General features: G+C 39.6%; 26 protein-coding genes and 1 pseudogene. 13 read left to right on the forward strand and 14 right to left on the reverse strand.

Going from position 1 to position 26430, the window contains the following annotated elements:
- Positions 1-40: 40 nt before the first annotated feature.
- A pseudogene (locus AXF18_RS08295) lies at positions 41-1194 on the reverse strand (DUF4352 domain-containing protein).
- 410 nt (positions 1195-1604) lie between these two features.
- On the opposite strand from AXF18_RS08295, the gene AXF18_RS08300 reads away from it, so the two are divergent.
- On the forward strand, positions 1605-3323 hold the full coding sequence (locus tag AXF18_RS08300) for a phospho-sugar mutase (protein WP_065371807.1): 1719 nt from the start codon (positions 1605-1607) through the stop codon (positions 3321-3323).
- 111 nt (positions 3324-3434) lie between these two features.
- Positions 3435-3782 carry a thiol reductase thioredoxin gene (locus tag AXF18_RS08305; RefSeq protein WP_049518755.1) on the forward strand — a complete coding sequence of 116 codons (348 nt, stop codon included), beginning with the start codon at positions 3435-3437 and terminating at the stop codon, positions 3780-3782.
- A gap of 34 nt (positions 3783-3816) precedes the next feature.
- Here the strand turns inward: AXF18_RS08305 and AXF18_RS08310 are convergent, their stop codons facing one another.
- The 8 genes from AXF18_RS08310 to AXF18_RS08345 form a co-directional block, all read right to left on the reverse strand.
- Positions 3817-4626, reverse strand: a complete 810-nt coding sequence (locus AXF18_RS08310) for an MBL fold metallo-hydrolase (protein ID WP_049518757.1) — start codon at positions 4624-4626, stop codon at positions 3817-3819.
- Between the two features lies 1 nt (position 4627).
- Entirely contained in the window at positions 4628-5977 is a 1350-nt protein-coding gene (gene vicK, locus AXF18_RS08315) for a cell wall metabolism sensor histidine kinase VicK (protein WP_049549924.1), read from the reverse strand.
- Entirely contained in the window at positions 5970-6677 is a 708-nt protein-coding gene (gene yycF / locus AXF18_RS08320) for a response regulator YycF (protein WP_000722063.1), read from the reverse strand. Before yycF ends, vicK begins: the two co-directional genes overlap by 8 nt.
- 57 nt (positions 6678-6734) lie before the next feature.
- Positions 6735-7913 (reverse strand): A/G-specific adenine glycosylase, encoded by a 1179-nt coding sequence (gene mutY, locus AXF18_RS08325; RefSeq protein ID WP_049549925.1) that lies wholly within the window; start codon positions 7911-7913, stop codon positions 6735-6737.
- Between the two features lie 82 nt (positions 7914-7995).
- Entirely contained in the window at positions 7996-8970 is a 975-nt protein-coding gene (gene pta, locus AXF18_RS08330) for a phosphate acetyltransferase (RefSeq protein WP_049549926.1), read from the reverse strand.
- Between the two features lie 43 nt (positions 8971-9013).
- Positions 9014-9910, reverse strand: coding sequence for an RluA family pseudouridine synthase (locus AXF18_RS08335; RefSeq protein WP_049549927.1), 897 nt, complete (start codon positions 9908-9910; stop codon positions 9014-9016).
- Positions 9907-10725: an NAD kinase gene (locus tag AXF18_RS08340; RefSeq protein ID WP_000799063.1), complete on the reverse strand. Its 819-nt coding sequence runs from the start codon at positions 10723-10725 to the stop codon at positions 9907-9909. The genes AXF18_RS08335 and AXF18_RS08340 overlap by 4 nt, the downstream gene beginning before the upstream one ends.
- Complete coding sequence (locus AXF18_RS08345; protein WP_065371808.1) at positions 10709-11380, reverse strand: GTP pyrophosphokinase family protein; 672 nt, start codon at positions 11378-11380, stop codon at positions 10709-10711. Before AXF18_RS08345 ends, AXF18_RS08340 begins: the two co-directional genes overlap by 17 nt.
- 128 nt (positions 11381-11508) lie before the next feature.
- Between AXF18_RS08345 and AXF18_RS08350 the strand changes: the two genes are divergently transcribed.
- The 8 genes from AXF18_RS08350 to AXF18_RS08385 all read left to right on the forward strand — a co-directional run bounded on the left by AXF18_RS08350 (position 11509) and on the right by AXF18_RS08385 (position 16790).
- Entirely contained in the window at positions 11509-12078 is a 570-nt protein-coding gene (locus tag AXF18_RS08350; protein ID WP_049549928.1) for a CYTH domain-containing protein, read from the forward strand.
- Positions 12079-12189: 111 nt separating this feature from the next.
- Complete coding sequence (locus AXF18_RS08355; protein ID WP_001283843.1) at positions 12190-13149, forward strand: ribose-phosphate diphosphokinase; 960 nt, start codon at positions 12190-12192, stop codon at positions 13147-13149.
- Between the two features lie 9 nt (positions 13150-13158).
- Complete coding sequence (locus AXF18_RS08360; protein ID WP_065371809.1) at positions 13159-14274, forward strand: cysteine desulfurase family protein; 1116 nt, start codon at positions 13159-13161, stop codon at positions 14272-14274.
- A gap of 4 nt (positions 14275-14278) precedes the next feature.
- A complete protein-coding gene (locus AXF18_RS08365; RefSeq protein ID WP_045591263.1) occupies positions 14279-14626 on the forward strand; it encodes a DUF1831 domain-containing protein in 348 nt (115 codons plus the stop codon).
- Between the two features lie 6 nt (positions 14627-14632).
- Entirely contained in the window at positions 14633-14848 is a 216-nt protein-coding gene (locus AXF18_RS08370) for a DUF4649 family protein (RefSeq protein WP_000286091.1), read from the forward strand.
- 82 nt (positions 14849-14930) lie between these two features.
- Positions 14931-15572, forward strand: coding sequence for a redox-sensing transcriptional repressor Rex (locus AXF18_RS08375; protein ID WP_000653409.1), 642 nt, complete (start codon positions 14931-14933; stop codon positions 15570-15572).
- A gap of 15 nt (positions 15573-15587) precedes the next feature.
- The gene (locus tag AXF18_RS08380) at positions 15588-16277 is read left to right on the forward strand and encodes a gamma-glutamyl-gamma-aminobutyrate hydrolase family protein (protein ID WP_000743311.1); all 690 of its coding nucleotides are present in this window, start codon (positions 15588-15590) and stop codon (positions 16275-16277) included.
- A gap of 24 nt (positions 16278-16301) precedes the next feature.
- On the forward strand, positions 16302-16790 hold the full coding sequence (locus tag AXF18_RS08385) for a hypothetical protein (protein ID WP_001002326.1): 489 nt from the start codon (positions 16302-16304) through the stop codon (positions 16788-16790).
- A gap of 14 nt (positions 16791-16804) precedes the next feature.
- Here AXF18_RS08385 and radC read toward each other — a convergent pair whose 3' ends face one another.
- From radC to AXF18_RS08410, 5 genes are all read right to left on the reverse strand, one after another.
- Positions 16805-17485, reverse strand: a complete 681-nt coding sequence (radC, locus tag AXF18_RS08390) for a DNA repair protein RadC (protein WP_065371810.1) — start codon at positions 17483-17485, stop codon at positions 16805-16807.
- Between the two features lie 42 nt (positions 17486-17527).
- On the reverse strand, positions 17528-19819 hold the full coding sequence (gene pcrA / locus AXF18_RS08395) for a DNA helicase PcrA (protein WP_065371811.1): 2292 nt from the start codon (positions 19817-19819) through the stop codon (positions 17528-17530).
- A gap of 185 nt (positions 19820-20004) precedes the next feature.
- Positions 20005-21675: a formate--tetrahydrofolate ligase gene (locus AXF18_RS08400; RefSeq protein WP_049549934.1), complete on the reverse strand. Its 1671-nt coding sequence runs from the start codon at positions 21673-21675 to the stop codon at positions 20005-20007.
- A 173-nt stretch (positions 21676-21848) separates the two neighbouring features.
- Positions 21849-23324, reverse strand: a complete 1476-nt coding sequence (locus AXF18_RS08405) for a hypothetical protein (RefSeq protein WP_049549935.1) — start codon at positions 23322-23324, stop codon at positions 21849-21851.
- Positions 23317-24483: a hypothetical protein gene (locus AXF18_RS08410; protein WP_080979112.1), complete on the reverse strand. Its 1167-nt coding sequence runs from the start codon at positions 24481-24483 to the stop codon at positions 23317-23319. The genes AXF18_RS08405 and AXF18_RS08410 overlap by 8 nt, the downstream gene beginning before the upstream one ends.
- Positions 24484-24609: 126 nt before the next feature.
- On the opposite strand from AXF18_RS08410, the gene coaB reads away from it, so the two are divergent.
- The 3 genes from coaB to AXF18_RS08425 are packed head-to-tail and all read left to right on the forward strand — an operon-like array spanning position 24610 to position 26409.
- A complete protein-coding gene (gene coaB, locus AXF18_RS08415) occupies positions 24610-25299 on the forward strand; it encodes a phosphopantothenate--cysteine ligase (RefSeq protein ID WP_049549946.1) in 690 nt (229 codons plus the stop codon).
- Positions 25300-25310: 11 nt separating this feature from the next.
- Positions 25311-25862 (forward strand): phosphopantothenoylcysteine decarboxylase, encoded by a 552-nt coding sequence (gene coaC / locus AXF18_RS08420; protein ID WP_009730209.1) that lies wholly within the window; start codon positions 25311-25313, stop codon positions 25860-25862.
- A complete protein-coding gene (locus AXF18_RS08425; protein ID WP_001042719.1) occupies positions 25846-26409 on the forward strand; it encodes an ECF transporter S component in 564 nt (187 codons plus the stop codon). The genes coaC and AXF18_RS08425 overlap by 17 nt, the downstream gene beginning before the upstream one ends.
- The last annotated feature ends 21 nt before the right edge of the window (positions 26410-26430 follow it).

The following is a 26430-nucleotide window of genomic DNA, read 5'->3' on the forward strand; positions in this document are numbered from 1 at the left end:
CAATGAAAAAAGTTCGAGTCATAAACTCGAACCTTTCATCTTAGTATCCAATGCCTCCACGGAATGTGCGAGCCATATCTTTCAATTCATAGTTTTTAGAAGAGGTATCGATGGTCCATTTTCCATCTTTCTTGGTCATTTTAATTTCATAACCCTCTTTCTTCATGTTATCACTAGTGTCTAGAGGAGTTGAATCAAATTGACTCGGTGCATTTTCTAAAATGTATTTTTCACCAGCTTTCATAGCTTCAGAGTAGTTGCTATATTTACCTTTGTTTTCTTCGTAGAATTTACGGCTCAATTCATAAACATTCAAGTTATCCAAGTCGATTGTTTCTGGTCTAACATAAACAACAGCATAATCAGGCAAGTATGTCTTCACCTTGTAATCAACTTTTGCTCTCTTAGCATTTGCTTTGATGTAGGCATCTGCGAATGTTCTAAGTTCTGAATCAGATGGTTTGTAGTTATAGAAACCTTTTCCGAATGACTCTGTAAATTTCTTGATAAACTCTTCTTTATCAGCTTTCGCATCGTTTGTGAATTCAGCACTATTATCAGAAGATTTTTTATCATCAGCAAGTGCTACAACTTGCGACTTTTTGTCAGTAGCACTTAGGTTCGTTCCACCACCAGAGCTTTCCCCATTAAGGTAAACAGCATCGACATATTTTTTCATTACATCTTTCGCTTCATCAATATTGTCTTCATACTGACTTGGATCCACCTTGATTGCTACATCGTTATTCTTTTTAGAATTTTCTTTGATGTCATCGTAAAAGCTAGGTGCAAAGTGAAGTTCATACTTAGCATTCTTATCGACTTCATACACTACATAACCAGCAACGCTCTTTCCTTTAGAAAGACTGTCACCATATGACATAAATTTAGTTTTACTGTCGCTTTCATAAACTTGAATTGGTTGTAATTTTTCATCCTTTTCATTGTATAGCGTGATATCTTGGCTAGTAAAACTAAACTGTTTATCACGATTGTTCTTGATTTCGACTTGAAGTGCAAGGTATGTTGATGATGAATCCTCATCTTTAGGCAATACATACATACCGTCTTTTACAGAAACCTCAAAATTAGAGTTTGAAGCTGTACCATTGTCGCTTGCTTTTTTTGAGCTCCACAGGCAACCAGTGCTAAAGCTGATAAAAGCAAGGCAGAATGCTTAAGAATTTTTTTCATAATGGATTCTCCTTTAATGATTTACTATATTTTACCATACGCAGAATAAAAATCAAAACAGAAACCAGATATTTTCAAAATATCTTAAATTTATAGAGTTTTAACTTAAATTTTTCTATATGTTCATTTGATACATTAAAGGATTCTTTATAAAAAGAATAGAATATAACAATATTTTTGATTTTTTTCTTCAACAAACCTACAAAATGAATCATAAACTTTCATGTTATAAAGAATCTAATAATTAATTTTCATCGCTAACTTAGTATAAGTAAGCAAAGTCCCCACCATTTTCCCGCTAAAGTGCATAAGTAAATTTCCTACATTTTAAGTTATGCTAACGTTTTACTAAAATGTCAAATCGTGATATAATGAAAGCGATTAAAGCAAATAAACAAAGGAGACACTCTATGACTTACCAAGAAAATTATCAAAAATGGCTCGATTTTGCTGATCTTCCAGACTACCTTCGTCAAGATTTGGAAAATATGGACGAAAAAACTAAGGAAGACGCCTTTTATACCAATCTTGAATTTGGTACTGCTGGTATGCGTGGTTTGATCGGTGCTGGTACAAATCGTATCAATATCTATGTTGTTCGTCAAGCAACTGAAGGTTTGGCTCGTTTGATTGAGTCAAAAGGTGGAAATGAAAAAGAACGTGGTGTAGCAATTGCCTACGATAGCCGTCACTTCTCACCTGAGTTTGCCTTTGAATCTGCGGCAGTTCTTGCCAAACACGGTATCAAATCTTACGTATTTGAAAGCCTCCGTCCCACTCCAGAACTCTCATTTGCAGTTCGTCACCTCAACTGTTTTGCAGGTATCATGATTACTGCCAGCCATAACCCTGCTCCATTTAACGGTTACAAGGTTTATGGAGAAGACGGTGGACAAATGCCTCCACACGATGCGGACGCTTTAACTACTTATATTCGTGGAATCGAAAATCCATTTGCTGTGGAAGTTGCTGATGTGGAAGCTGAAAAAGCTTCTGGCTTGATTGAAGTCATTGGCGAAGCTGTTGATGCAGAATACCTTAAAGAAGTTAAGGACGTAAACATCAACCCAGCCTTGATTGAAGAATTCGGTAAAGACATGAAGATTGTCTACACACCACTTCATGGTACGGGTGAAATGTTGGCTCGTCGTGCTCTTGCTCAAGCTGGATTTGACTCAGTTCAAGTCGTTGAAGCACAAGCAACTGCAGATCCTGACTTCTCAACTGTGAAATCTCCAAACCCAGAAAGCCAAGCTGCCTTTGCCCTTGCTGAAGAACTTGGTCGTCAAGTTGGCGCTGATGTTCTTGTGGCAACTGACCCTGATGCTGACCGTGTTGGTGTTGAAGTCCTTCAAAAAGATGGAAGCTATCTCAACCTTTCAGGTAACCAAATCGGCGCTATCATGGCTAAATACATCTTGGAAGCACACAAAAATGCTGGAACTCTTCCTGAAAATGCTGCTCTCTGCAAATCAATTGTATCAACTGACTTGGTAACGAAGATTGCTGAAAGCTACGGCGCAACCATGTTCAACGTTTTGACAGGTTTCAAATTTATCGCTGAAAAAATTCAAGAATTTGAAGAAAAACACAATCACACTTACATGATGGGATTTGAAGAAAGCTTCGGTTACTTAATCAAACCATTCGTACGTGATAAAGACGCCATCCAAGCCGTTCTTGTCGTTGCTGAACTTGCTGCCTACTATCGTTCACGTGGTTTGACACTTGCTGACGGTATCGAAGAAATCTACAAAGAGTACGGCTACTACGCTGAAAAGACTATCTCTGTTACCCTTTCTGGTGTTGATGGTGCAGAACAAATCAAAGCCATTATGGCTAAGTTCCGTAACAATGCTCCAAAAGAATGGAACGCAACAGCTATCACTGTCGTAAAAGACTTCAAGGCTCAAACTGCTACTGCTGCTGACGGTACTGTTACAAACTTGACAACTCCTCCAAGTGATGTTTTGAAATATACACTTGCTGACGGTTCATGGATTGCTGTTCGCCCTTCTGGTACTGAACCAAAAATCAAATTCTACATTGCCGTTGTGGGTGAAAGCAATGAAGATTCACAAGCTAAGATTGCCAACATTGAAGCAGAAATCAATGCGTTTGTAAAATAAAAAATTATAAAAGATGAGACCAACCAATCTCATCTTTTTTTCGTATCAAATCTAAGCATTTTTAGAAACTTTATGGCATACTAGACTTATCAATGAAAGCGAGGTAATCTCATGGAACAATTTTTAGAAAACATTAAAGACCTTGAAGTCACTACAGTTGCGCGTGCACAAGAAGCTCTTGATAAAAAAGAAACTGCAACCTTCTTTATCGGTCGCAAAACTTGCCCTTACTGCCGTAAATTCGCAGGTACCTTGTCAGCTGTCGTAGCTGAAACTAAAGCTCACATCTACTTCATCAACAGTGAAGAACCAAGCCAACTCAATGAGTTACAAGAATTCCGTTCACGCTATGGAATCCCAACTGTACCAGGCTTCGTTCACATTGCAGATGGACAAATCAATGTCCGTTGCGACTCTTCCATGTCCGCACAAGAAATCAAGGAATTTGCTGGATTGTAAAAGACATATAAAAAGAAGGCACTCGCCTTCTTTTTTATATATCTGTCAATGGTGTTGCAGTATCTGGTGAGGTATCATAAACTTTAAAGTCTACTCCGACTCCCAGATCCGCTTGGGCTAGCTGGTTGACCATAGTCATATGAGCCAGCTCCTTGATATTGTTCTCTTTGGATAAATGCCCAAGATAGATTTTCTTAGTCCGATTTCCCATTGTACGAATCATGGCCTCAGCACCGTCTTCGTTAGAAAGATGACCGAGATCCGATAGAATTCGCTGTTTGAGACGCCAAGCGTAAGATCCTGCTCGCAAAATCTCTACATCGTGGTTGGACTCGATGAGGTAACCGTCAGCATTTTCGACTATTCCAGCCATACGGTCACTTACATAACCTGTATCGGTCAACATGACAAAACTCTTGTCATCCTTCATAAAGCGGTAAAACTGTGGTGCTGCCGCATCATGGCTAACCCCAAAACTCTCAATGTCGATATCGCCAAAGGTTTTGGTTTTGCCCATTTCAAAGATATGCTTTTGCGAGGAATCAACCTTGCCAAGATACTTACTATTTTCCATAGCCTGCCAGGTCTTTTCATTGGCGTAAAGATCCATGCCATATTTACGAGCCAAGACACCGACCCCATGGATATGGTCTGAATGCTCATGCGTAATCAAAATCGCATCCAGATCTTCAGGTTTGCGATTGATTTCAGCTAGCAGACTTGTAATTTTCTTACCAGACAAGCCTGCATCCACTAGGATTTTCTTTTTTGGCGTTTCCAGATAAAAAGAATTTCCACTGGAACCTGATGCTAAAATACTGTATTTAAAGCCTATTTCACTCATTCTAATCTTCTATTTCGTCCTCCCATATTTCTTCTTTTACGGCATCCTTATCATAAGGGAGCACGATGGTAAAGGTTGATCCCTTACCGTATTCACTTTTGGCCCAAATAAAGCCATTGTGTTGTTTGATGATTTCTTTTGCTATAGCCAGACCTAGACCAGTTCCACCTTGAGCTCGGCTTCTTGCACGATCCACACGGTAGAAGCGGTCAAAAATCTTTGGCAAATCTTGCTTTGGAATACCTAGACCTTGGTCTTTAATAGATAAAATCATCTGGTCATCAGTAGTTTTCATGCTGACAGTGATTTTGCCACCATCTGGTGAGTACTTGATGGCATTGTTAAGAATATTATCAATCACCTGAGTCATCTTATCGGTATCAATCTCGATCCAAACTGAATTAATAGGGTAATCTCTGACAAGCTCATATTTTTTCTCGTCATCCTGACTTCTCATCTTATCAAAGCGGTTGAGAATAAAAGTGATGAATGCAGTAAAATTAATCAATTCCACATCCAACCGAGTGGTCGCATTATCAATACGAGAGAGATGCAAAAGATCTGTCACCATCCGCATCATACGGTTGGTTTCATCGAGTGAAACCTTGATAAAATCAGGAGCAACAGGATCATACAAGGCTCCCTCGTCCAAGGCTTCAAGATAAGATTTAACACTGGTTAAAGGAGTTCTCAACTCATGACTCACGTTTGAAACGAAGAGTCTTCGCTCGCGTTCTTCCTTCTCCTGCTCGGTCGTATCATGTAAAACAGCAACCAAACCAGAGATGAATCCAGACTCACGGCGAACCAGAGCGAAACGTACACGAAGACTCAGGTATTCACCATTCACATCTTGGGAATCAATCATCAACTCAGGAATCTGTGTAATCAGGTCACGCAGTTCATAATCATCCTCTATCTTAAGCAATTCTAAAATGCTTTTGTTAAGGACATCTTCTTTCTGCACACCTAATTGTTTCTTAGCCATGTCATTAATCATGGTAATTTGACCACGGCGATTGGTCGCAAGCACTCCATCTGTCATGTAAGAAAGAATACTATGCAGTCTTTTACTCTCTTGTTCCAGATTTTCTTGGGTCAAACGAATAACTTCTGACAAATCATTGAGGTTATTGCTAATATTGGTGATTTCTGTACTGCCTTGTAAGTCCAAAACTTGAGAATAATCACCTGCAATCAAGTCCTTAACCTTTTGATTTATCTCTTTGAGACGGATATTATCTCGACGATTTTCCAGTAACAGCAAGGTCACCACCAAGATAAAGCCAAGTAAAATCAAGATAAAGATAAAATCACTGGTCAGAATAGTTTGTCTAATATCTTCAATCATTATTTCTCATATAGTAGCCAACACCACGACGGGTGAGGATATACTCTGGACGGCTTGGAGTATCTTCAATTTTTTCACGCAAACGTCTAATGGTCACATCCACTGTACGAACATCACCAAAATAATCATAACCCCAAACAGTCTCAAGCAAGTGTTCACGCGTAATCACTTGTCCAATATGGGAAGCCAAGTGATATAAGAGCTCAAACTCACGGTGGGTCAAATCTAATTCCTCACCGTATTTTTTGGCCACGTAAGCGTCTGGGACAATTTCCAAATCACCAATCTGAAGTGGCTGGGATTTCTTTTCATCAGACTCTTGACTATCAACTGAAACCAAGTCGGTACGGCGAAGTAAAGCCTTGACACGCGCCTGCAACTCACGATTTGAGAAGGGCTTTGTGACATAATCATCTGCACCTAGTTCCAAACCGATAACCTTGTCAAACTCGCTATCCTTAGCTGAAAGCATGATGATAGGAACACTACTGGTCTTACGAATGGCTTTGGCTACTTCTAAACCATCGATTTCTGGGAGCATCAAGTCGAGGATAATAATGTCGGGTTGCTCAGCTTCAAATAGCTCGATTGCCTCACGACCGTTAAAGGCTGTTACAACTTCGTAGCCTTCTTTGGTCATATTGAACTTAATAATATCTGAGATTGGTTTCTCATCATCTACAATTAATATTTTTTTCATAAGATCACCTTTTTCTTTTTCTATTATAACAAAAAAATGGAAAGAAGACACAAATGGCTAATCCCAGTCCCCATCTCCAAGAACTGTTTTATAAGCCTGCCAAATCTTTTGTTGAGGTTTAGCGAGGGGGTAGTCAGCAAACTCTTTAGGGGATAGCCAGCGAATTTCTCTGTCGGAGAACTGTTTTAATCCTGTCACCTGACCTGATAGGATTTGAATATGCCATTTACGATGACTAAAGACATGCTTGACTTGTTCAAAAACTTGATGGGACCAATCAACCTCCAAATCATAATCCTGCTCAAAACTTTCTTGGGGGCTTGGTCCAAATGCACTGCTTACCTCTTTGACTTGAGAAAAAAGATCTAACTGATCATCTTCTCTAGAAAATTCTTCGACTTCAATCAAGGGGAAATGCCAAAATCCAGCTAGCAGTTTTTCGCTTTCATTTTTCTCTAGTAAATATTGACCTCTATCATTGCGCACAACCAAAGCCTTGAGATAAATTGGAAGAGGTTTTTTCTTAGGTTCTTTAATCGGATATCGATCCATGGTTCCCTTCTGATAGGCTGCGCTAAAGTCTCTAATAGGGCTTTCTTCAGGTCGAGGATTAACTGGAGCCTCTATGTCAGAACCTAAATCCATCAGAGCTTGGTTAAAATCACCTGGTCGTTTCGGGTCAATCAAGATTTCCATCATAGCTTGGAAAATCTTTCGATTGCTGGGAACTCCGATATCATGATTAACCTCAAACAAGCGTGCCAAAACTCGCATGACATTGCCATCGACCGCTGGATCAGGCAAATTAAAAGCGATACTGGAAATAGCTCCCGCAGTGTAAGGGCCAATCCCTTTCAGGCAAGATATTCCTTCATAGGTATTTGGAAATTGCCCCCCAAAGTCAGTCATAATCTGCTGAGCTGCAGCCTGCATATTGCGCACTCGAGAATAATAACCCAAACCTTCCCAAGCCTTCAGCAGACGCTCTTCAGGGGCATTCGCCAGACTTTCAACAGTTGGAAACCAGTCCAAGAATCGTTCATAGTAGGGAATAACCGTATCTACCCTAGTCTGCTGCAGCATGATTTCAGAAACCCAGATGTGATAAGGATTTTTACTTCTTCGCCAGGGTAAATCCCGTTTGTTTTCATCGTACCAGTTGAGGAGTTTCTCACGGAAAGAGGAAATCTTCTCCTCTGGCCACATGTCAACACCGTATTCTTTCAAATCTAACATATATCTAGTATAACATAGAAGCTTCTAACTGTCCTTTTCTTAGCGCTAAAAAGCCTCTTCCTAAAGGAAAGAGGCCTATTTCTTATTGATGAACCGCTTGAGCTGCAGTAATTAGTGTAAGATTATATACATCATCTGAGCTACATCCACGTGAAAGGTCATTAACTGGCTTATTCAAACCTTGTAAAACAGGACCTACAGCCGAGAAACCACCGAGACGTTCTGCAATCTTGTAACCGATATTTCCAGCTTCTATACTTGGGAAGATGAATACAGTTGCTTGTCCAGCTACTTTACTTCCTGGAGCTTTCAAAGCTGCCGTTTCAGGGTGGAAGGCCGCATCAAATTGCAATTCCCCATCTATTTCAAGATCTGGACGTAGTTCGTGCGCAAGTTGTGTAGCTGCTACTACCTTATCAACGTTCTCACCAAAACCAGAACCTTTACTTGAATAGCTCAACATAGCAATTTTGGGTTCGATACCAAACATTTTAGCTGTAATAGCCGAGTTGATAGCAATTTCAGCTAAGTCATCAGCATCAGGATTAATGTTGATCGCACAGTCTCCGAAAAGATAACGTTCTGAACCACGAGTCATCAAGAAGGCACCTGAAGTACGAGTAACATTAGGACGAGTTTTAATGATTTGAAGGGCTGGACGAACTGTTGAAGCAGTTGAGTGAATCGCACCAGATACCATACCGTCAACCAAGCCCAAGTAGACTAGCATCACACCAAAGTAGTTGACGTCTTCAACCAAAACTTTACGCGCTTCTTCTTCAGTCATTTTGCCCTTACGACGCTCTACTAAGGCAGCAACCATTTCATCAAATTGAGGATAGTGTTGGGGATCAATTACTTCATAACCATCCATGATCCCTTCGATTTCAAGATAAATTTTAATTTTTTCAGGTTTACCAAGCAATACTGGGATGACATCTGTTTCTTTAACCAAACGTTTTGTCGCTTGAAGGATACGAGGTTCTTTCCCTTCAGGGAGAACGATGCGTACATTTTTACCAACCAGGTTGGCTTTGAGACTTTCAAAAACTTCCATGAGTTTTCTCCTTTAATAAAATTAATTATACTCAAAATAGATTTTAAAGAGTATTAGTTGATAACTGAGTAATAAGATTGTTAAAATCATCTGGCAAGGGGCTTTCGAGCTCTAGCTGACGCTCCAAGAAGGGATGATAAAATGATAAGAAATGGCAATGCAAGGCCTGTCGTTGAATGCCGTCGTCTAGGCTGCCACCATAGAGATCATCTCCCAACAAGGGGAAACCAATATGAGAGAAATGTACTCGGATCTGATGAGTTCGTCCAGTATGCAGTTGAATATCGACCAAGTGAACATCTCCATAAGACGCTACAACTTTGTAAGACGTATGAGCGTATTTCCCACCTTTGGCAACCCGTCTCGTGATAATAGAATCTTCATCACGCGCAATCGGGGCAATAATCTCCCCCTCTGGCTCCAAGACACCATCTCCTTTAACAAGTGCAAAATATCTTTTTTCGATAAACTTTCGTTGTAGTTGCTTGTCTAAACGTGCATGAGCGTAGCCGTGTTTGGCAAAGAGCATCAAACCAGAAGTATCTCTATCAAGCCTAGTAACGATATGAACCTGCTGGTTTTCATAGTTTTGCTTTACATAATATCCCTTGATAAAATTAGCAATGGTATTGGAATGATTGACACTGGGGATGGAAGCTACTCCATAAGGCTTATTCAAAACCAGAAAATGATCATCTTCATACAAGATATCGAGTGATCGATCAATTGCTTCAAGGCTCTCAAACCCTTCCTCTGCAGGAATGTCAATAGTTACTCTATCTCCAATATCTAAGAGATAAGTCGCATTTTGAGCTTGGCCATTAACCAGAATAGCCCCGCCTCGAAACTTAATCTTAGCCAAAAGTCCCTTGGAAACCTCATGTTTCTTGAGGAAAGTTTTGACTTTGACGTGCTCATCTGCGGTAAATTCGAACCTCATTCATCCACCTCGCCGATGAAGGCATCTTTAACACGATTCCAGAAACTAGTGTGGCTTGGAGTCGCTACGAAGTGAATCTTGTGATGGTCGATTTGATACTCTATCCGTTCGATATTACGGAAGGAATAGACGCTGTTATCGACTGATATCGTATGGTAATCATTGCGTGTCGGCAAAAGTTCAATCTTATCTTTTTTGGGAATAATGATCGATGATCCCAAAGTGCGATAGACTCTATTATTAAGGCTTGCTATTTCCGTCAACTGCAAGGCTTCAATGGTAGGATGTAAGACAGCTCCACCCAAGGATTTGTTGTAGGCGGTACTTCCCGTCGGCGTTGAAACAGTCACTCCATCTCCACGAAATCTCTCAAACGGAACATGGTTAATGATGATATCCGCAACCATGGTGCGGTCTGATCGACGGATACTCGCTTCATTTAAAGCACGGAAGATTTTCACCTCTCCATTTTCAAGCGTTACCTTAACATTCAAGACTGGATAAGAAACTTTGGCTCCAGTATCTAGTAAAAGATTGGTCACCAATTGATCCAGCTCAAAATCACGATAATCTGTGTAAAAACCCAAATGCCCTGTATGAACACCTACAAATCGAACCTTGTCTAACTGATTCTCATACTTGTGAAAGGCAGACAAAAGCATCCCGTCACCACCAATGGAAATGACGATATCGGGATTGGTATCGTTCAGTATAAAATGTTGTTTCTTTAGTTTTTCCCTTAGCTCATGCAAAACCTTCTGACTCTGTGGTTTTCTATTTGCTATGAGGTCAACTCGTTTACCTGTATTCTTCATCTGTATCGTCACTATTTCCTACACCATCGTTTAGTTTTCTGCTCAATGGATCAAAGAGAGCCTGCGCTTCCTGGATATCATCACGAATCTTACCCATTTCTTCATCCAGTTGATAGGCTATTTTCGCTGTGATTTCCAGTCTTTTTCTGATTTCTTCTGGAAAATCACCCTGATACTTATAATTGAGTGAGTGTTCAATCGTAGCCCAGAAATTCATAGCCAAAGTCCGTATTTGAATCTCGGCGAGGATGGTCTTAGCCCCATTTATCGTATCTACAGTATATTCGACAACCACGTGATAAGAACGATAACCCGAAGCCTTACGATGAGTGATATAATCTCGTTCCTGAACGACTCTCATATCTTGGCGTTTACGTAGAATCTCAACTACTTCTTTAACGTCATCAACGAACTGAACCATGACACGTAAACCAGCAATGTCTTGCAGATCATGTTCCAGACTTGCATATGTAATTCCTCGACGAGCCATTTTTTCTTTGATACTTTCAATCGGTTTTACCCGACCCGTTACAAACTCAATCGGAGAATGCTTGTTTTGCTTACGATACTGTTTGCGAATTCCCCGAAGTTTAATCTTCAATTCACCAACAGCCTGAATGTAAGGATCTATAAATTCTTCCCATTCTATGGTCATACTTTCTCCCTTGTAATGTTTGATTGCTCTGTCGAAAATCTTTGATTTTTTCAGTACATTCGTATACAATAAATACATTGTCCATTATACCATAAATCGCTTTCAAAGATATAGAAAAGGTTGAAAAAATGAAACATTTAGAAATAGAATTGAAAACACTTCTGAAAAAAGAGGAATATGATCATCTAAAAAAACAGTTTTCCCATATCCAACCCGTCTTTCAGAAAAACTACTACATTGACACACCAGATTTCCAATTGCGTGAAAAGAAGGTTGCCATGCGCATTCGCACCTTTTCAGATTGGGCGGAATTGACCTTAAAAGTACCTCAAACTGTAGGAAATATGGAATACAACCAGAAACTAACTCTTCCAGAAGCTGAATCGTACCTAGAAAAACAAAAACTACCTCAAGGGCTCGTTCTAGAAAAGCTCGCTAAGATTGGTATTGAAAGTCATGACTGGCTTGTTTTAGGCTGCCTTTCGACTCTTCGTTATGAAACGAAAACAGAAATCGGCTTAATGGCGTTAGATGAAAGTCACTACTTTGACCAAACGGACTATGAACTCGAGCTTGAAGTCACAGACCATGAAAAAGGGAAAGCCGATTTTCGGAAATTTTTAGATGAAAATCACATAACTTATCAGAAAGCTCCTTCAAAATTAATTCGTTTTATTAAAAGCATGAAAAAAAGCTGAAATAATCTCCTTTTTTTGGTAGAATAGAAAAGATAAAAATAAAAGAATCTTGCTTTGAAAAACAGAACTTTCTCAAAGGAGATTCGCAAAGTTTACAGAGGACGGTCTATAATGTCAGATAGAAACAACATGAAACTTTTCACCCTAAACTCTAACCATGAAATCGCTCAAAAGATTGCGGATACAGTTGGTGTACCTCTCGGGAAGTTATCCTCTCGACAATTTTCTGACGGCGAAATCCAGGTCAACATTGAAGAAAGTGTCCGTGGTTACGATGTCTACATCATCCAGTCAACCAGCTACCCTGTTAGCAACCACTTGATGGAGTTGTTGATCATGGTTGATGCTTGTGTACGTGCAAGTGCTCATAGTATCAACGTTGTCCTTCCTTACTTTGGTTATGCGCGTCAGGATCGTATCGCTTCTTCTCGTGAACCCCTCACTGCGAAACTGGTTGCCAATATGCTTGTCAAAGCTGGTGTAAGCCGTGTTCTAACGCTGGACCTCCACGCTGTTCAAGTCCAAGGTTTCTTTGATATTCCTGTAGATAATCTTTATACTGTTCCTCTATTTGCTAAGCACTACTGTGATAAAGGACTTCTTGGCTCTGATGTTGTTGTTGTTAGTCCAAAGAACTCTGGTGTTAAACGTGCTCGTAGTTTGGCTGAATACCTTGATGCTCCTATCGCTATCATTGACTACGCCCAAGACGATTCTGATCGTAACGAAGGCTATATCATTGGGGATGTTGAAGGCAAGAAAGCTATCTTGATTGACGACATCCTAAATACTGGTCGTACTTTCTCTGAAGCAGCAAAAATCGTTGAACGCGAAGGGGCAACTGAAATCTATGCGGTATCTAGTCACGGTTTATTTGTTGAAGGTGCAGCAGACCTTCTAGACGCAACTAACATTAAAGAAATCCTTGTAACGGACTCTGTAGCAACCAAAGAAAGAACTCCAGAAAATGTATGTTACATTACTGCTAGCGAATTAATTGGTGATGCTATCGTCCGCATTCACGAAAGAAAACCAGTCAGCCCACTCTTTGCTTACAACAAAAAGAAATAAGGTGATTATTTGATTTATTTGGACAATGCTGCTACGACTCCTATGTCAGCAGTAGCTATTTCTGAAATGACCAAGGTCATGCAAGAAACTCATGGTAATCCTTCTAGTATTCATGGCCATGGTCGGCAGGCTGGCAAACTCTTGCGAGAGGCTCGTCAAGACTTAGCTCACTTACTAGGAACCAAACCTCAACATATCTTTTTTACGTCTGGTGGTACAGAAAGTAACAATACAGCCATTATTGGCTATTGTCTCCGTCATCAAAATCGTGGAAAACATATCATCACGACAGCTATTGAACACCATTCTGTGCTTGAAACTATCGATTATCTGGTTCAACATTTTGGTTTTGAAGCGACCATCATCCAACCAGTAAATCAAGAAATAACTGCTCAGCAAATTCAAGAAGCCTTACGTGACGATACCATTCTCGTTTCCACCATGTATGCTAATAATGAAACAGGAAGTCTCTTACCTATCGCTGAGATTGGACGTATTTTAAAAGATCATCCTTCTGCATATCATGTAGATGCTGTTCAAGCTATTGGGAAAATTCCTATCCATCCAGAGGAGTTAGGAATTGATTTCCTCAGCGCTTCTGCCCACAAATTCCATGGACCAAAAGGAGTCGGATTTCTTTATGCTTCTTCCGCGGACTTTGATTCCTACCTTCACGGTGGAGACCAAGAACAAAAGAAACGGGCTGGAACAGAAAACCTCGCTGCCATTGTAGGTATGGTCGTTGCTCTCAAAGAGGATTTAAATGACCAAGTTGAGCATTACCAAAAACTAAGCGCACTCAAAGCTACTTTTTTAGAAGAAATTGCTGATTTAGACTACTATCTCAATGAAAGCAACCACCAACTACCTTATGTTGTCAACATTGGCTTTCCTGGTCAAAAAAATGATTTGCTCTTACTACGGTTAGATCTTGAAGGAATTTCAATTTCTACCGGTTCGGCTTGTACTGCTGGTATTGTGCAAACCAGTCATGTGCTTGAAGCTTTTTATGGGCCCGATTCGCCTCGTTTGAAAGAATCTGTCCGTATCAGTCTCTCTCCTCTTAATACCGAAGAAGAACTGAAACAACTCGCACAAACCTTAAAAAATATTATTGGAGATTAATCTAATGGCATTCGAAAAAACCATTAAACTACAAAACTGCCGCTACGACTATACACTTAGCCCAACTGTCAAAAAGTTCACACTGAAAGATAATACTTTCTTTGAAACAAAAGTTGGAAACTTCGAACTGACTCGTTTGCTTGAGAAAGTGCCTAACAGCGGTGAAGGCTTCAACCTAAAAATCATCATCAATAAAGACCTTACAGGTGCTAAACTCAATATCACTGACAAGTCTGGTCTTCGTTTGGTCAATATCTTTAAATCAGAAGACCACCACATTCATCAAGAAAAATTCTACTTCCTCATGGACAGCCTTGTAGAACGCGGTATCTTCACTAAAGAAAAAAGATAATTGACTATGTATCGACTTACCTATCAAGATAACTATCACGTAGAACGTATACTTGAATATAAGGATTACGAAGAGCTCATGTTATCTCTATCTGGCTGTGTGACCCTACCTGATACTCTCCTAATCAGCTCCTTAACGCTGAATGATAAGGTGATTTATCAAGGATTGGTTGGCGATCTCTACCGTTTTCTATCACAAGCTCATTTTTCAGATAAAAACTAAGAAATTTCTTAGTTTTTTCTTGTTTTTGTTGATTTTTTCACAATGTTTCTATAAAATAGAAGAATAGAAAGGTTGTGATTTTGTGAAAGATAAACAGTCTGCTATTCCAAAAGCAACAGCAAAAAGACTCTCTCTTTACTACCGAATTTTCAAGCGATTTCATGCAGAAAAAATCGAACGTGCCAACTCCAAGCAAATTGCAGAGGCTATCGGTATCGATTCTGCGACCGTTCGTCGGGATTTTTCCTATTTTGGTGAACTAGGTCGTCGAGGTTTTGGTTACGATGTCAAAAAATTGATGAATTTTTTTGCTGACCTCCTAAATGATAACTCCATTACAAATGTTATGTTGGTTGGGATTGGAAATATGGGCCATGCCCTTCTCCACTACCGCTTCCATGAGCGTAACAAGATGAAAATTATCATGGCCTTTGACCTAGATGACCATCCAGAAGTTGGAAGCCAGACGCCTGATGGGATTCCAATCTATGGTATCTCTCAGATTAAAGAAAAAATCAAAGAAGCAGATGTCAAAACTGCTATCCTAACAGTTCCAAGTGTTAAATCACAAGAAGTTGCCAATCTTTTGGTTGATGCTGGTATAAAAGGTATTCTCAGCTTTTCCCCTGTTCACCTTCACCTCCCAAAAGATGTTGTCGTTCAGTATGTTGATTTGACAAGCGAACTCCAAACCCTCCTCTATTTTATGCGTAAAGAGGATTAGAAAGCGAAAGCATTTATGAAAAAACCAGTTATTGGGATTACAGGAAATGAAAAAGCTCATCCAGATGATGACATCATGATGAGCTATGCAGCAAAAGGCTTTGTTGAAGGAGTCAAGGACGCTGGCGGAATTCCAATCATCCTACCGATTGGTGATCAAGAAATGGCTGCCTATTACATCAGTATCATTGATAAGCTCATCCTAACGGGTGGGCAAAATGTTGATCCAAAATACTATGGTGAACCAAAGGCTATTGATAGTGATGACTACCATCTTCAAAGAGATATTTTTGAACTAGCACTTATCAAAGAAGCGATTAAGCAAAAGAAACCAATTTTCTCTGTTTGTCGGGGTACTCAACTTTTCAATGTCGCCATGGGAGGCACGCTACACCAAGATATCGAGGATCATTGGCAGGACTGTTCAGCCGAATACACTACCCAACGCCTCGTAACGGAACCTGATACGATTCTCCGAGAAATCTATGGAGAAATCTCTCATATCAACTCCTTCCACCACCAGAGCATTAAAGATCTAGCCTCAAATCTTAAGGTTGTAGCACATGATCCTAAAGATGGAATCATTGAGGCTGTGACAACTACGGACGGCTTTCCTTATCTTGGTGTCCAATGGCATCCAGAATTTCTATTTGAAAATCGCCCCAAAGATAAAACGCTATTTGACTATGTTGTTAATGAACTCTAGGACTTATAAATAGGTTATTAAATCATGAATGAAATTGAAATACCTTCTACTCATGAGATTTTGAGAGATATAGAAGCTAATGTTTTCATATCTTATAAGAAAAAGGAAGCTAATCTTTTCTTATCAAACAATGAAAAAGAAACAAGGGTTTGCTTTCATCTTTCTAATCTCTATAGACTTTTAACAGCGGAAAGTTACCAATCTTTTTCTAAGAATAAAGAGAATTTCGATAAACTATCTCAAAAAGAAAAAGAAAAACAGCTGAAAGAAATGTCTAAAAAGGCAAAACGATTTTGTAAAAAGGCAGATGCCAAACTAAAAAGTAAATTTCGTTCAAGTCTTTACTTTTACAGAGATATTCTCATTCATAAAAAAAGATATTATAAAATCGAAGATTTCAATTCGATTGTCAACTTTATCGTTCAAGAAAATTTACTTGTACCCACGATAAAACCTCTTCCTGTTATCAATATGGCAGAAGTAGATTCCTATGTTTTAAAAGTGATTGAGTAAGATCATGTGCAATCTTAAATCAAATCAGTCTTTTCACGGTAACTAAAGTAATCAGAGTGCGAGACAATCAAATGGTCCAAGAACACAATTCCCATCAGTTCGCAGGCTTCCTTGACTAGTTTAGTGACATGGTCATCGTTTCGACTAGGAGATACAGCGCCGGATGGATGATTGTGAACGAGAATCACGGAAGTTGCCATATGCTTCAAAGCATAGTGAAGAATTTCCCGTGGTTCAGCAATGCTGCGTGTCGCAGATCCGATAAAAATAGTTTGCTGATGAATGATTTGATTTTGAGTATTGAGATAGAGCGCCACTAGGTGCTCTTGTTTTTTGTCGCCAAGCTCCTGTTGCATTTTCTTGGCTAGCTTTTGACTACTGAGAATACTTTCCATCTCAAGGGTTTCATGTTTGTGAATACGATGCCCCAGTTCAATTACTGCTTGTAGTTCAATGGCCTTAATCCGTCCAATACCAGACAGACTCTGCAATTCCTGCAGGGTCATTTTTTTCAAATCAGTTAGACTGGTCAAACTGTTCAAGACTTTCTGGGAAATTTCAAAAACATTGGCCTGACGCGTTCCCGTTCTGAGCAAAATAGCTAACAACTCTTGATTGCTCAGCGCCTCTACTCCTTCTTTAACTAGTCTTTCTCTAGGCAAGAGTGAATCTTCTTGGAATGAAATACTGTACATAAAAATCCTCCTCACTTTATTATTCGTGAGAAGGATGAAAAATTAGATTTTTTTCTCAATTGGGGCTACACTGGCTAGGAGTTTTTTCAGCCCTACATCTGGGAAATTGATTTTTAGTTCCTGAGTATCACCGCTACCAGAGACTTCCAGAACAGTACCCTTGCCCCATTTCTTGTGAAGTGCAATATCTCCAATAGACCAGTTAGTATCGCTTGAATCTTTTTTATTTCCGGCTGTAAACTGTCCAAATGGAAGGCCACTTGACTGGATAGAGCTTGGTGCAGCCTTGCGTTTTCGTTCTTGAAGGGCCTGAGCTAAGCTCATACCTTGACCGAAAGCAATCCCACCACTGCTATAAGAAGCCTTAAAGCTAGTATTCGCTGGTCGAGCCAAGCCTTGATAGTCAAGTAAGTCTGAACTAATTTCGTTAATGAAACGAGTCGGACGATTGTAGTTGGTACGCCCAAAAAGCAAGCGTGAGTTGGCATTGGTCAGATAGAGGATTTTCTCCGCGCGCGTGATACCTACATAGGCCAAACGGCGTTCCTCTTCCAGTTCATCCGGATCTTCTGCTGCACGACTAAGTGGAAAGACATTTTCCTCCATCCCAATGATAAAGACAACTGGGAATTCAAGTCCCTTAGCTGCATGGAGTGTCATCAAAGTTACCTCAGATGTCTCCTGGCTTCCCGAATCCGTGTCTGCAATCAAAGCCAAGTCATTCAAGAAACGACTGAGTTTATCTAAACCTGTTTCCTCTTCCTGACTATCAGGATTGTCATCAAAGTTCTTGGTAACAGATAGGAACTCTTCAATATTTTCAACCCGCGCCTTGCTTTCCAAGGTCGCTTGGGCATTAAGAATTTCCACATAACCTGTTTTTTCAAGAACCGCTTCAACTAACTCTGTGATGGTTAATTGATCCAGTTGTTCCCGCAAATCCAAAATCATATTGGCAAAATCCCAGATAGACTGGGCTGCCTTACCTTTGATGCCTGACAACATAATATTGGCTGAAGCGTCTAGCATAGACATATCTTGCATATTCGCAAAGTCGCGAATTTTCTCAACGGTTCCTGGGCCGATTCCGCGTTTAGGTTCGTTAATAATGCGCTCAAAACTGATATTGTCACTCAGATTGGCAATGAGATTAAGGTAGGCGATAATATCACGGATTTCCTTACGGCTGTAGAACTTGGTCCCGCCGACCATAGTATAAGGAATATTGGACTTTAGGAGGGCCTCCTCAATAGTACGGGATTGTGCATTAGTCCGATAAAGAACCGCAAAATCCTTGTGGAGGAAGTTTTGAGTTCGACCAAGTTCATCAATGGTTTTGGCTACAAAAACAGCCTCATCCTGTTCGTCATTTGCACGATAGTAAATAATCTGCTCACCATCAGCATTCTGGGTCCAGAGATTTTTGGGGCGGCGATTTTGATTGTTTTTGATGACGTCATTGGCTGCTTGGAGAATGGTTTTTGTTGAACGATAATTTTCTTCTAGCAAAACGACCTTGGCGTTAGGGTAATCTTTCTCAAAATCCAAGATATTCTGCATATCAGCCCCACGCCAACCGTAGATAGACTGGTCCGCATCACCGACAACGCAGATATTTTTAAAGCGTGAAGCCAAGAGTTTGACCAATTGATACTGGGCATGGTTGGTATCTTGGTACTCATCAACATGAATGTACTGGAACTTCTGCTGATAGTAGGTCAAGACGTCAGGATTTTGATCAAAGAGACGGAGGGTCAGCATAATCAAATCATCAAAGTCAACGGACTCAGACTGACGAAGCTCCTTTTGATAAGCTGTATAACACTGAGCTACGATTTGCGTGTACATATCACCAGCCTGGGCAGCATAAGCCACATCATCAATCAAGTCATTCTTAGCATTGGAAATAGTCCCCAAAATTGTTCGTTCATTCCATTTTTTAGGGTCCAAGTTTAATTGCTTGAGGATTCGTTTCATGAGGGTACGCTGTTCACCAGGATCTACAATAGTGAAATTACGATTGTAGCCGATATGATCCGCATCCCGACGCAGAATACGAACACACATGGAGTGAAAAGTCGCAATCAGGCAATCCTGGGTTGCTGGATTAAGACCATAAGCACGCTCCTTCATCTCACGTGCTGCCTTATTGGTAAAGGTAATGGCCAAGATATTCCAAGGATTGACCATCTTTTCATCAATCAAGTAGGCGATTCTGTGAGTTAAAACACGAGTCTTCCCAGAACCAGCCCCCGCCATGATTAACAAGGGGCCTTCTGTCGTTTGCACCGCCTCAGCTTGACGGTCATTCATTCCATTCAATAATGCGTTCATTTTCTCTTCCTTATTCTTGAAGTCAATGTTTCTATTATATCAGAAATCAGAGAAAATATCTTTAGCTAGACTGATTGCGTCTAGAAAGTAACTCTATTATATCAGCTGACGACAAGGCCTCATATCTAGACAAGAAAATGAGCTTGGAAATCTTTTCCAAACTCATTTAAATCAATTGCAATTTACTAGAACAAACCTAGAACGGTCCCGTCACTTTCAACATCCATATTAAGAGCGGCTGGACGTTTTGGAAGTCCTGGCATGGTCATGACATCACCAGTTAGGGCAACGATGAAGCCTGCACCTAATTTTGGTACCAATTCACGAATGGTAATTTCAAAGTTTTCTGGTGCTCCAAGTGCATTTGGATTATCAGAGAAACTGTACTGAGTTTTCGCCATACAGATTGGCAATTTGTCCCAACCGTTTTGAACGATTTGGGCAATTTGCGTTTGAGCTTTCTTCTCAAAGTTCACTTTGCTACCACGGTAGATTTCAGTAACAATCTTTTCAATCTTTTCTTGGACAGAAAGGTCATTGTCATAAAGACGTGTGTAGTTAGCTGGATTTTCTGAGATTGTATTGACAAGTGTTTCGGCAAGTGCTACGCCTCCTTCTGCGCCATCAGCCCAGACACTAGCCAACTCAACTGGCACATTGATAGAAGCACAAAGTTCCTTCAAGGCTGCGATTTCAGCCTCTGTATCAGAAACAAATTCATTAATCGCAACAACTGCTGGAATACCAAACTTACGGATGTTCTCAACGTGGCGTTTCAAGTTATCAAAACCTGAACGAACTGCTTCTACATTTTCCTCTGTCAAAGCGTCCTTAGCTACACCACCATTCATCTTAAGGGCACGAAGGGTTGCGACGATGACTACTGCATCTGGAGAAGTTGGCAAGTTTGGTGTCTTAATGTCAAGGAATTTCTCAGCACCAAGGTCTGCACCAAAACCAGCTTCAGTAACAGTATAATCAGCCAAGCGAAGGGCTGTGCTTGTTGCCAAAACTGAGTTGCATCCATGAGCGATATTGGCAAATGGACCACCATGTACAAAGGCAGGTGTACCGTAAATTGTCTGAACCAAGTTTGGCTTAATAGCATCTTTCAAAATCAATGCTAAAGCACCCTCAACCTGTAAATCACCTACAGAAACAGGTGTACGATCATAGCGATAACCGATAACGATATTCGCCAAACGGCGTTTCAAGTCCTCAATGTCCGTTGCCAAGCAAAGAATGGCCATAATTTCAGAAGCGACGGTAATATCGAAACCATCCTCACGTGGAATACCATTTAGAGGACCACCAAGGCCAACAGTCACATGACGAAGAGCACGGTCATTCAAGTCCACAACACGTTTCCAGAGGATACGACGTTGGTCAATACCCAACTCATTCCCTTGGTGCAAGTGGTTGTCAATCATAGCAGAAAGAGCATTGTTAGCAGTTGTAATGGCATGCATATCCCCGGTAAAGTGAAGGTTGATGTCCTCCATTGGCAACACTTGGGCATAACCACCACCGGCTGCACCACCCTTAATCCCCATGACTGGGCCAAGAGACGGTTCGCGAATAGCAATCATGGTTTTCTTACCAATCTTGTTCAAGGCGTCTGCCAGACCAATGGTAATAGTTGATTTCCCTTCACCTGCTGGTGTTGGATTGATGGCAGTAACCAAGATCAATTTCCCAACTGGATTGCTCTCAACTGCACGAATTTTATCAAAGCTGAGCTTAGCCTTGTACTTCCCGTACAATTCCAAATCGTCGTAAGAAATACCAAGTTTCTCAACAACATCAACGATTGGCTTTAACTCAATGCTCTGTGCGATTTCAATATCTGTTTTCATTCAAAACTCCTCTAACCTCTAATATGATAACTCATTATAACACAAAAAAAGATTTTTAACACCCATCTTGCTTGCTAATGTTCGTAAATATCAATATTTCAAGGGATATAATAGCGATTTTTAAAATTTTATATGCTTTTATAGTTTTAGACTATAAAGAATCTGAAAATAATCTAGTCTAGAAAATAATTATCAATTTCAGACAAATCGTGGAGAATTTTATTATCTTCAATTTCTAAACTTTCTGCCATCTCAATAGAGTACTCAAACCTAAGTTTAGTATTTATTGACAAATCAAACGAATATGCTTGTATTTCACCCAATTTTTTATACTTTTCTATGATTTCGTTGTAAATGACAAGATAATTTTCGTCTAAAGTTTTTATGTAACTATTCAGATTTTCCCTGTAATCTTGAATTATTTTTTGTTCTCTTTCATTTAATATTCCCTTACCTATCTCCCAAATTATTGAAGAGGATATTGAACCTACTACAGAACCTAGAACAGGTATTGGAATCATGATCTGACCAACACAAGCACCAATTGTAGCAAAGGAAGAATCTATTACATTTAATGTCAAGAGATTCATAAATTCATCTTGAGTTATTTCAGAAGATCTGAATCTCAAAACAACATCTATCATCCCATAAGTAGCCATAACTAAAGCACTGGCATTTGGAGCGCTAATACCCAAAATATTTGTTAATCCGTAAATGGAATAACCAGATATTGCCCCCTTTACAACTCCTTCAGCTGTGTCCAATCCACAATCTAACCAATCTGATTGTTCGAATTCAAAGATACTTTTTCCTTCTTTGTATTTTCCATACACAGTCGACATTAATGCTAAACCACCTTGTAAAAAAGCTGCGTTTCTTGCAACCTTGTTAGCTTCTTTTAAATTTGGTAATGCATGTTTTTGGGCCACTAATCTTTTTTTATTTAATTCTTGTTGTTTCAGTTTGACTGTTTTATAAATATTTTTCTGTTCAGAATCCAATAGAGAGTTAATTGAATTCTTTTGAGCGTCTTTATAATCTAGAGCAGAGGATTTCATCCAAGATTTGTATGAAGTAAGTCCCTTGCTTTCAGTGATATCATTAATCATTTGGCGTATATCCGTAATTTGTTTAATGGATAATCTCTTACCATTAAATTCAACTTCTTTTGCTCCAGCCATTATTTTTTCAAATACTTGAACGTGATCTTTTGGAAACATCATTTTCATTTTTGAACTGTAATGAAACGATTGAGCTAGTTCATCACGTAAATTATTATAAAACTTCATTTGAATAGTATTTCTAGCAATTAATAAATCTGCAGGTCCATTATCATTCAATACTTTTACAATAGGATTTAATCCTTCAATAGCTCTCCTCGCATTTACAATCCCTGCTTCTGCAAATTCAGCGATAAAGCCGTGACCACCATAATCTCCTCCACGCTTCTTTAGAATAACGTCTTCAATATTGTCTCTCGTATAGTTTAAAATCCTTGAGGCATTCTCCTTGTTTAATATGACTCTGCGTGCTTCATCCTCTATGATTTTCATAGCATTATGTAAATCTTGAATTCTCAAGTTATTTAAACAATTGACATATGCACCAATACCTTGGTTAAAAGCTTGATTAAAAATCTGGTTACTCATTTATTCTAATTTCCTTATTTACCATAGCAGTCAATGATAGAGTTGAATTCACTAAAGCACCTGCTTGATATTTTTCGTCATCAGTAAATAAGCTATAGTCCATTCCAGTTAAAGATAAATTGGCTAAATAAATTCCTTCTGTTTGTTTTTCAGTTAGTTCTATTAATTCCGTAACTTCTACTACTTTTTCTTTAAGTTGTCTAGCCAACAATTCTACCTTTTTCTGTTCCTCTATAGCCTCTTTTGCAACTTCTTCATTTTTCCTATTAGCTACTACACCAGCGCCAACAGAAGCGGTCAACATAGCGCCTGCAATTCCCCAACCGACAGGACCAGCCAATGCTAAAAATGCATTACCGGCTGCCACTCCACCGCCACCAGCTGCTACACTTCCACCACCTAACCAAGCCAGAGCGGCGCTATTTGCTGCAGCACCTGTCAAACTTGAAATTGCAGTACCTGTTGATGCAACACCAAATGTAGTTGCAACACCCATAGCGGCAGTAGGCCCTAAAGTTGCAACTGTTACTCCTAATGCGCTAAGTGAAGCCGTAGCCGCTGTGCTACCACTTGCTAATTCAGCTTCCTTAATTGACTGTGAAATAGCAATTTGCTTATCTTCAAAATTCTGAATTTCAACATCAATTGCTTCTAATTTTGTTTCAAACTCTTTTGGTTTATTTGCTAGTTTGTTAATTCTTTCTTCAACAATTTTTACAACTTTGATAGCTTTATCCCTAACCTGATAAAGCTCTATTGATTTATTAGCCAAGCTATCAGCTTCCTCATTATAACAACTAATAGCTTCATTATATCCATCAACAGCTTCTTGTCTTAGTTTAGAATTAAAAAGGTCTACCGATTCAATTTGTTCTTTTGTATTATTCGCTATTTTCCCAGCTTCGTTAAATGTTTCAGAAGTCACATTTGTTATCTGATGTGCTACATCTTCGGCAACTCCAACAGCTTTCACTGAGACATCTGAGACAACATTACCAACTTGGCTTGATACTTCACCTATAGTTTTTACAGATTCAGTAATAACTTCTCCAGTAAATTTACTCGCTTCATTTAAGGCTTCGCTAGTAGCAGAACCGACATCGTTCAATACTTTACCAGCTTCTTTTGCAATATTGTCTGCAAATTTAAAAAAATCCATAATAATATCCCTTTTAATTTACTTAGATTCATTATCTTATTTATTACTATGAATGTCAATGATAATATATTTTTCTTTTAAATGCTTTCATTTTACTTACTGTTTATTTTTGTGTACAATAGTGCTATGAAAATTTTAGTCACATCGGGCGGTACCAGTGAAGCTATTGATAGTGTCCGCTCTATTACTAACCATTCTACAGGTCGCTTGGGGAAAATCATCACAGAAACCTTGCTTGCTGCGGGGCATGAAGTTTGTTTGATAACGACAAAACGAGCTTTAAAGCCAGAAGCTCATCCCAACCTAAGCATTCGAGAAATTGATAATACCAACGACCTTCTAATTGTGATGCAAAAACTTGTTAAGGAATATCAGGTCTTAATCCACTCAATGGCTGTGTCTGACTACACTCCTGTTTATATGACGGGACTTGAGGAAGTTCAGGCTAGCTCTAATTTAGAAGAATTTTTAAGCAAGCAGAATCATCAGACTAAGATTTCTTCAACTGATGAAGTTCAGGTTTTGTTCCTTAAAAAGACTCCAAAAATCATCTCTCTAGTCAAAGACTGGAATCCTTCTATCCATCTGATTGGTTTCAAACTGTTGGTTGATGTTACTGAGGATCATCTTATTGAAGTTGCTAGACAGAGTCTTATCAAGAACCAAGCAGACTTGATCATTGCAAATGACCTGACTCAAATTTCAGCAGATCAGCATCGCGCAATCTTTGTTGAGAATGATCATCTTCAAACTGTTCAAACCAAAGAGGAAATTGCAGAACTCCTCCTTGAAAAAATTCAAACCTATCATTCATAGAAAGGAAAGCCATGGCAAATATTCTCATTGCAGTGACAGGTTCCATTGCCTCCTATAAATCAGCTGACCTGGTCAGTTCTTTGAAAAAACAAGGCCATCATGTCACTGTCTTAATGACCGAGGCAGCGAGAGAGTTTATCCAGCCTTTGACACTACAGGTACTCTCACAGAATCCAGTTCACCTTGATGTCATGAAGGAACCCTATCCTGATCAAGTCAATCATATCGAACTAGGTAAAAGAACTGATCTTTTTATCGTTGTCCCTGCTACTGCTAATACCATTGCCAAACTTGCGCACGGTTTTGCGGATAACATGGTGACAAGCACAGCGCTTGCCCTACCAAGTCACATCCCTAAACTCTTAGCGCCAGCCATGAATACAAAAATGTATGACCATCCGGCAACCCAGGCTAATCTAAAAACATTAGAGACCTATGGTTATCAGATTATCTCTCCAAAGGAATCTCTACTAGCCTGTGGCGATCACGGCAAAGGCGCCCTAGCTGACCTGAATACTATATTAGAAAGAATAAAGGAAACCCTCGATGAACAAACGCTCTAACATTGCCCCAATTGCTATCTTTTTTGCAGTTATGCTCGTTATCCACTTTTTGAGCTCTCTCCTATTTAATCTTTTCCCATTTCCAATTAAACCAACTATCGTTCATATTCCAGTAATCATTGCTAGTATCATTTACGGCCCACGAGTTGGTGTTACACTTGGTTTCTTGATGGGACTGCTAAGCTTAACGGTAAACACGATTACCATCCTTCCAACCAGCTACCTCTTCTCACCATTCGTACCGAACGGAAACATCTATTCTGCGATTATTGCTATTGTCCCTCGCATTTTGATCGGTCTGACACCTTACTTGGTATATAAACTGATGAAAAATAAAACTGGGCTAATCCTAGCTGGTGCCCTTGGTTCCCTTACCAACACCGTCTTTGTCCTTGGGGGAATCTTCTTCCTTTTTGGAAATGTCTTCGACGGCAATATCCAAAAACTCCTGGCCACCGTTATTTCTACAAACTCAATTGCCGAGCTTGTCATTTCTGCCGTTCTAACAGTAGCGATTGTCCCCCGTCTCGAAACCTTGAAGAAATAAAAAAACAACTCCACTTTCATC

Source organism: Streptococcus sp. oral taxon 064 (assembly GCF_001683375.1).
Taxonomy (GTDB): Bacteria; Bacillota; Bacilli; order Lactobacillales; family Streptococcaceae; genus Streptococcus; species Streptococcus oralis_S.

Coding starts and splice junctions, on each gene's coding strand:
- AXF18_RS08300 (WP_065371807.1), top strand. CDS start 1,605: ATGACTTACCAAGAAAATTATCAAAAATGGCTCGATTTTGCTGATCTT.
- AXF18_RS08305 (WP_049518755.1), top strand. CDS start 3,435: ATGGAACAATTTTTAGAAAACATTAAAGACCTTGAAGTCACTACAGTT.
- AXF18_RS08310 (WP_049518757.1), bottom strand. CDS start 4,626: ATGAGTGAAATAGGCTTTAAATACAGTATTTTAGCATCAGGTTCCAGT.
- vicK (WP_049549924.1), bottom strand. CDS start 5,977: ATGATTGAAGATATTAGACAAACTATTCTGACCAGTGATTTTATCTTT.
- yycF (WP_000722063.1), bottom strand. CDS start 6,677: ATGAAAAAAATATTAATTGTAGATGATGAGAAACCAATCTCAGATATT.
- mutY (WP_049549925.1), bottom strand. CDS start 7,913: ATGTTAGATTTGAAAGAATACGGTGTTGACATGTGGCCAGAGGAGAAG.
- pta (WP_049549926.1), bottom strand. CDS start 8,970: ATGGAAGTTTTTGAAAGTCTCAAAGCCAACCTGGTTGGTAAAAATGTA.
- AXF18_RS08335 (WP_049549927.1), bottom strand. CDS start 9,910: ATGAGGTTCGAATTTACCGCAGATGAGCACGTCAAAGTCAAAACTTTC.
- AXF18_RS08340 (WP_000799063.1), bottom strand. CDS start 10,725: ATGAAGAATACAGGTAAACGAGTTGACCTCATAGCAAATAGAAAACCA.
- AXF18_RS08345 (WP_065371808.1), bottom strand. CDS start 11,380: ATGACCATAGAATGGGAAGAATTTATAGATCCTTACATTCAGGCTGTT.
- AXF18_RS08350 (WP_049549928.1), top strand. CDS start 11,509: ATGAAACATTTAGAAATAGAATTGAAAACACTTCTGAAAAAAGAGGAA.
- AXF18_RS08355 (WP_001283843.1), top strand. CDS start 12,190: ATGTCAGATAGAAACAACATGAAACTTTTCACCCTAAACTCTAACCAT.
- AXF18_RS08365 (WP_045591263.1), top strand. CDS start 14,279: ATGGCATTCGAAAAAACCATTAAACTACAAAACTGCCGCTACGACTAT.
- AXF18_RS08370 (WP_000286091.1), top strand. CDS start 14,633: ATGTATCGACTTACCTATCAAGATAACTATCACGTAGAACGTATACTT.
- AXF18_RS08380 (WP_000743311.1), top strand. CDS start 15,588: ATGAAAAAACCAGTTATTGGGATTACAGGAAATGAAAAAGCTCATCCA.
- AXF18_RS08385 (WP_001002326.1), top strand. CDS start 16,302: ATGAATGAAATTGAAATACCTTCTACTCATGAGATTTTGAGAGATATA.
- radC (WP_065371810.1), bottom strand. CDS start 17,485: ATGTACAGTATTTCATTCCAAGAAGATTCACTCTTGCCTAGAGAAAGA.
- pcrA (WP_065371811.1), bottom strand. CDS start 19,819: ATGAACGCATTATTGAATGGAATGAATGACCGTCAAGCTGAGGCGGTG.
- AXF18_RS08400 (WP_049549934.1), bottom strand. CDS start 21,675: ATGAAAACAGATATTGAAATCGCACAGAGCATTGAGTTAAAGCCAATC.
- AXF18_RS08405 (WP_049549935.1), bottom strand. CDS start 23,324: ATGAGTAACCAGATTTTTAATCAAGCTTTTAACCAAGGTATTGGTGCA.
- AXF18_RS08410 (WP_080979112.1), bottom strand. CDS start 24,483: ATGGATTTTTTTAAATTTGCAGACAATATTGCAAAAGAAGCTGGTAAA.
- coaB (WP_049549946.1), top strand. CDS start 24,610: ATGAAAATTTTAGTCACATCGGGCGGTACCAGTGAAGCTATTGATAGT.
- coaC (WP_009730209.1), top strand. CDS start 25,311: ATGGCAAATATTCTCATTGCAGTGACAGGTTCCATTGCCTCCTATAAA.
- AXF18_RS08425 (WP_001042719.1), top strand. CDS start 25,846: ATGAACAAACGCTCTAACATTGCCCCAATTGCTATCTTTTTTGCAGTT.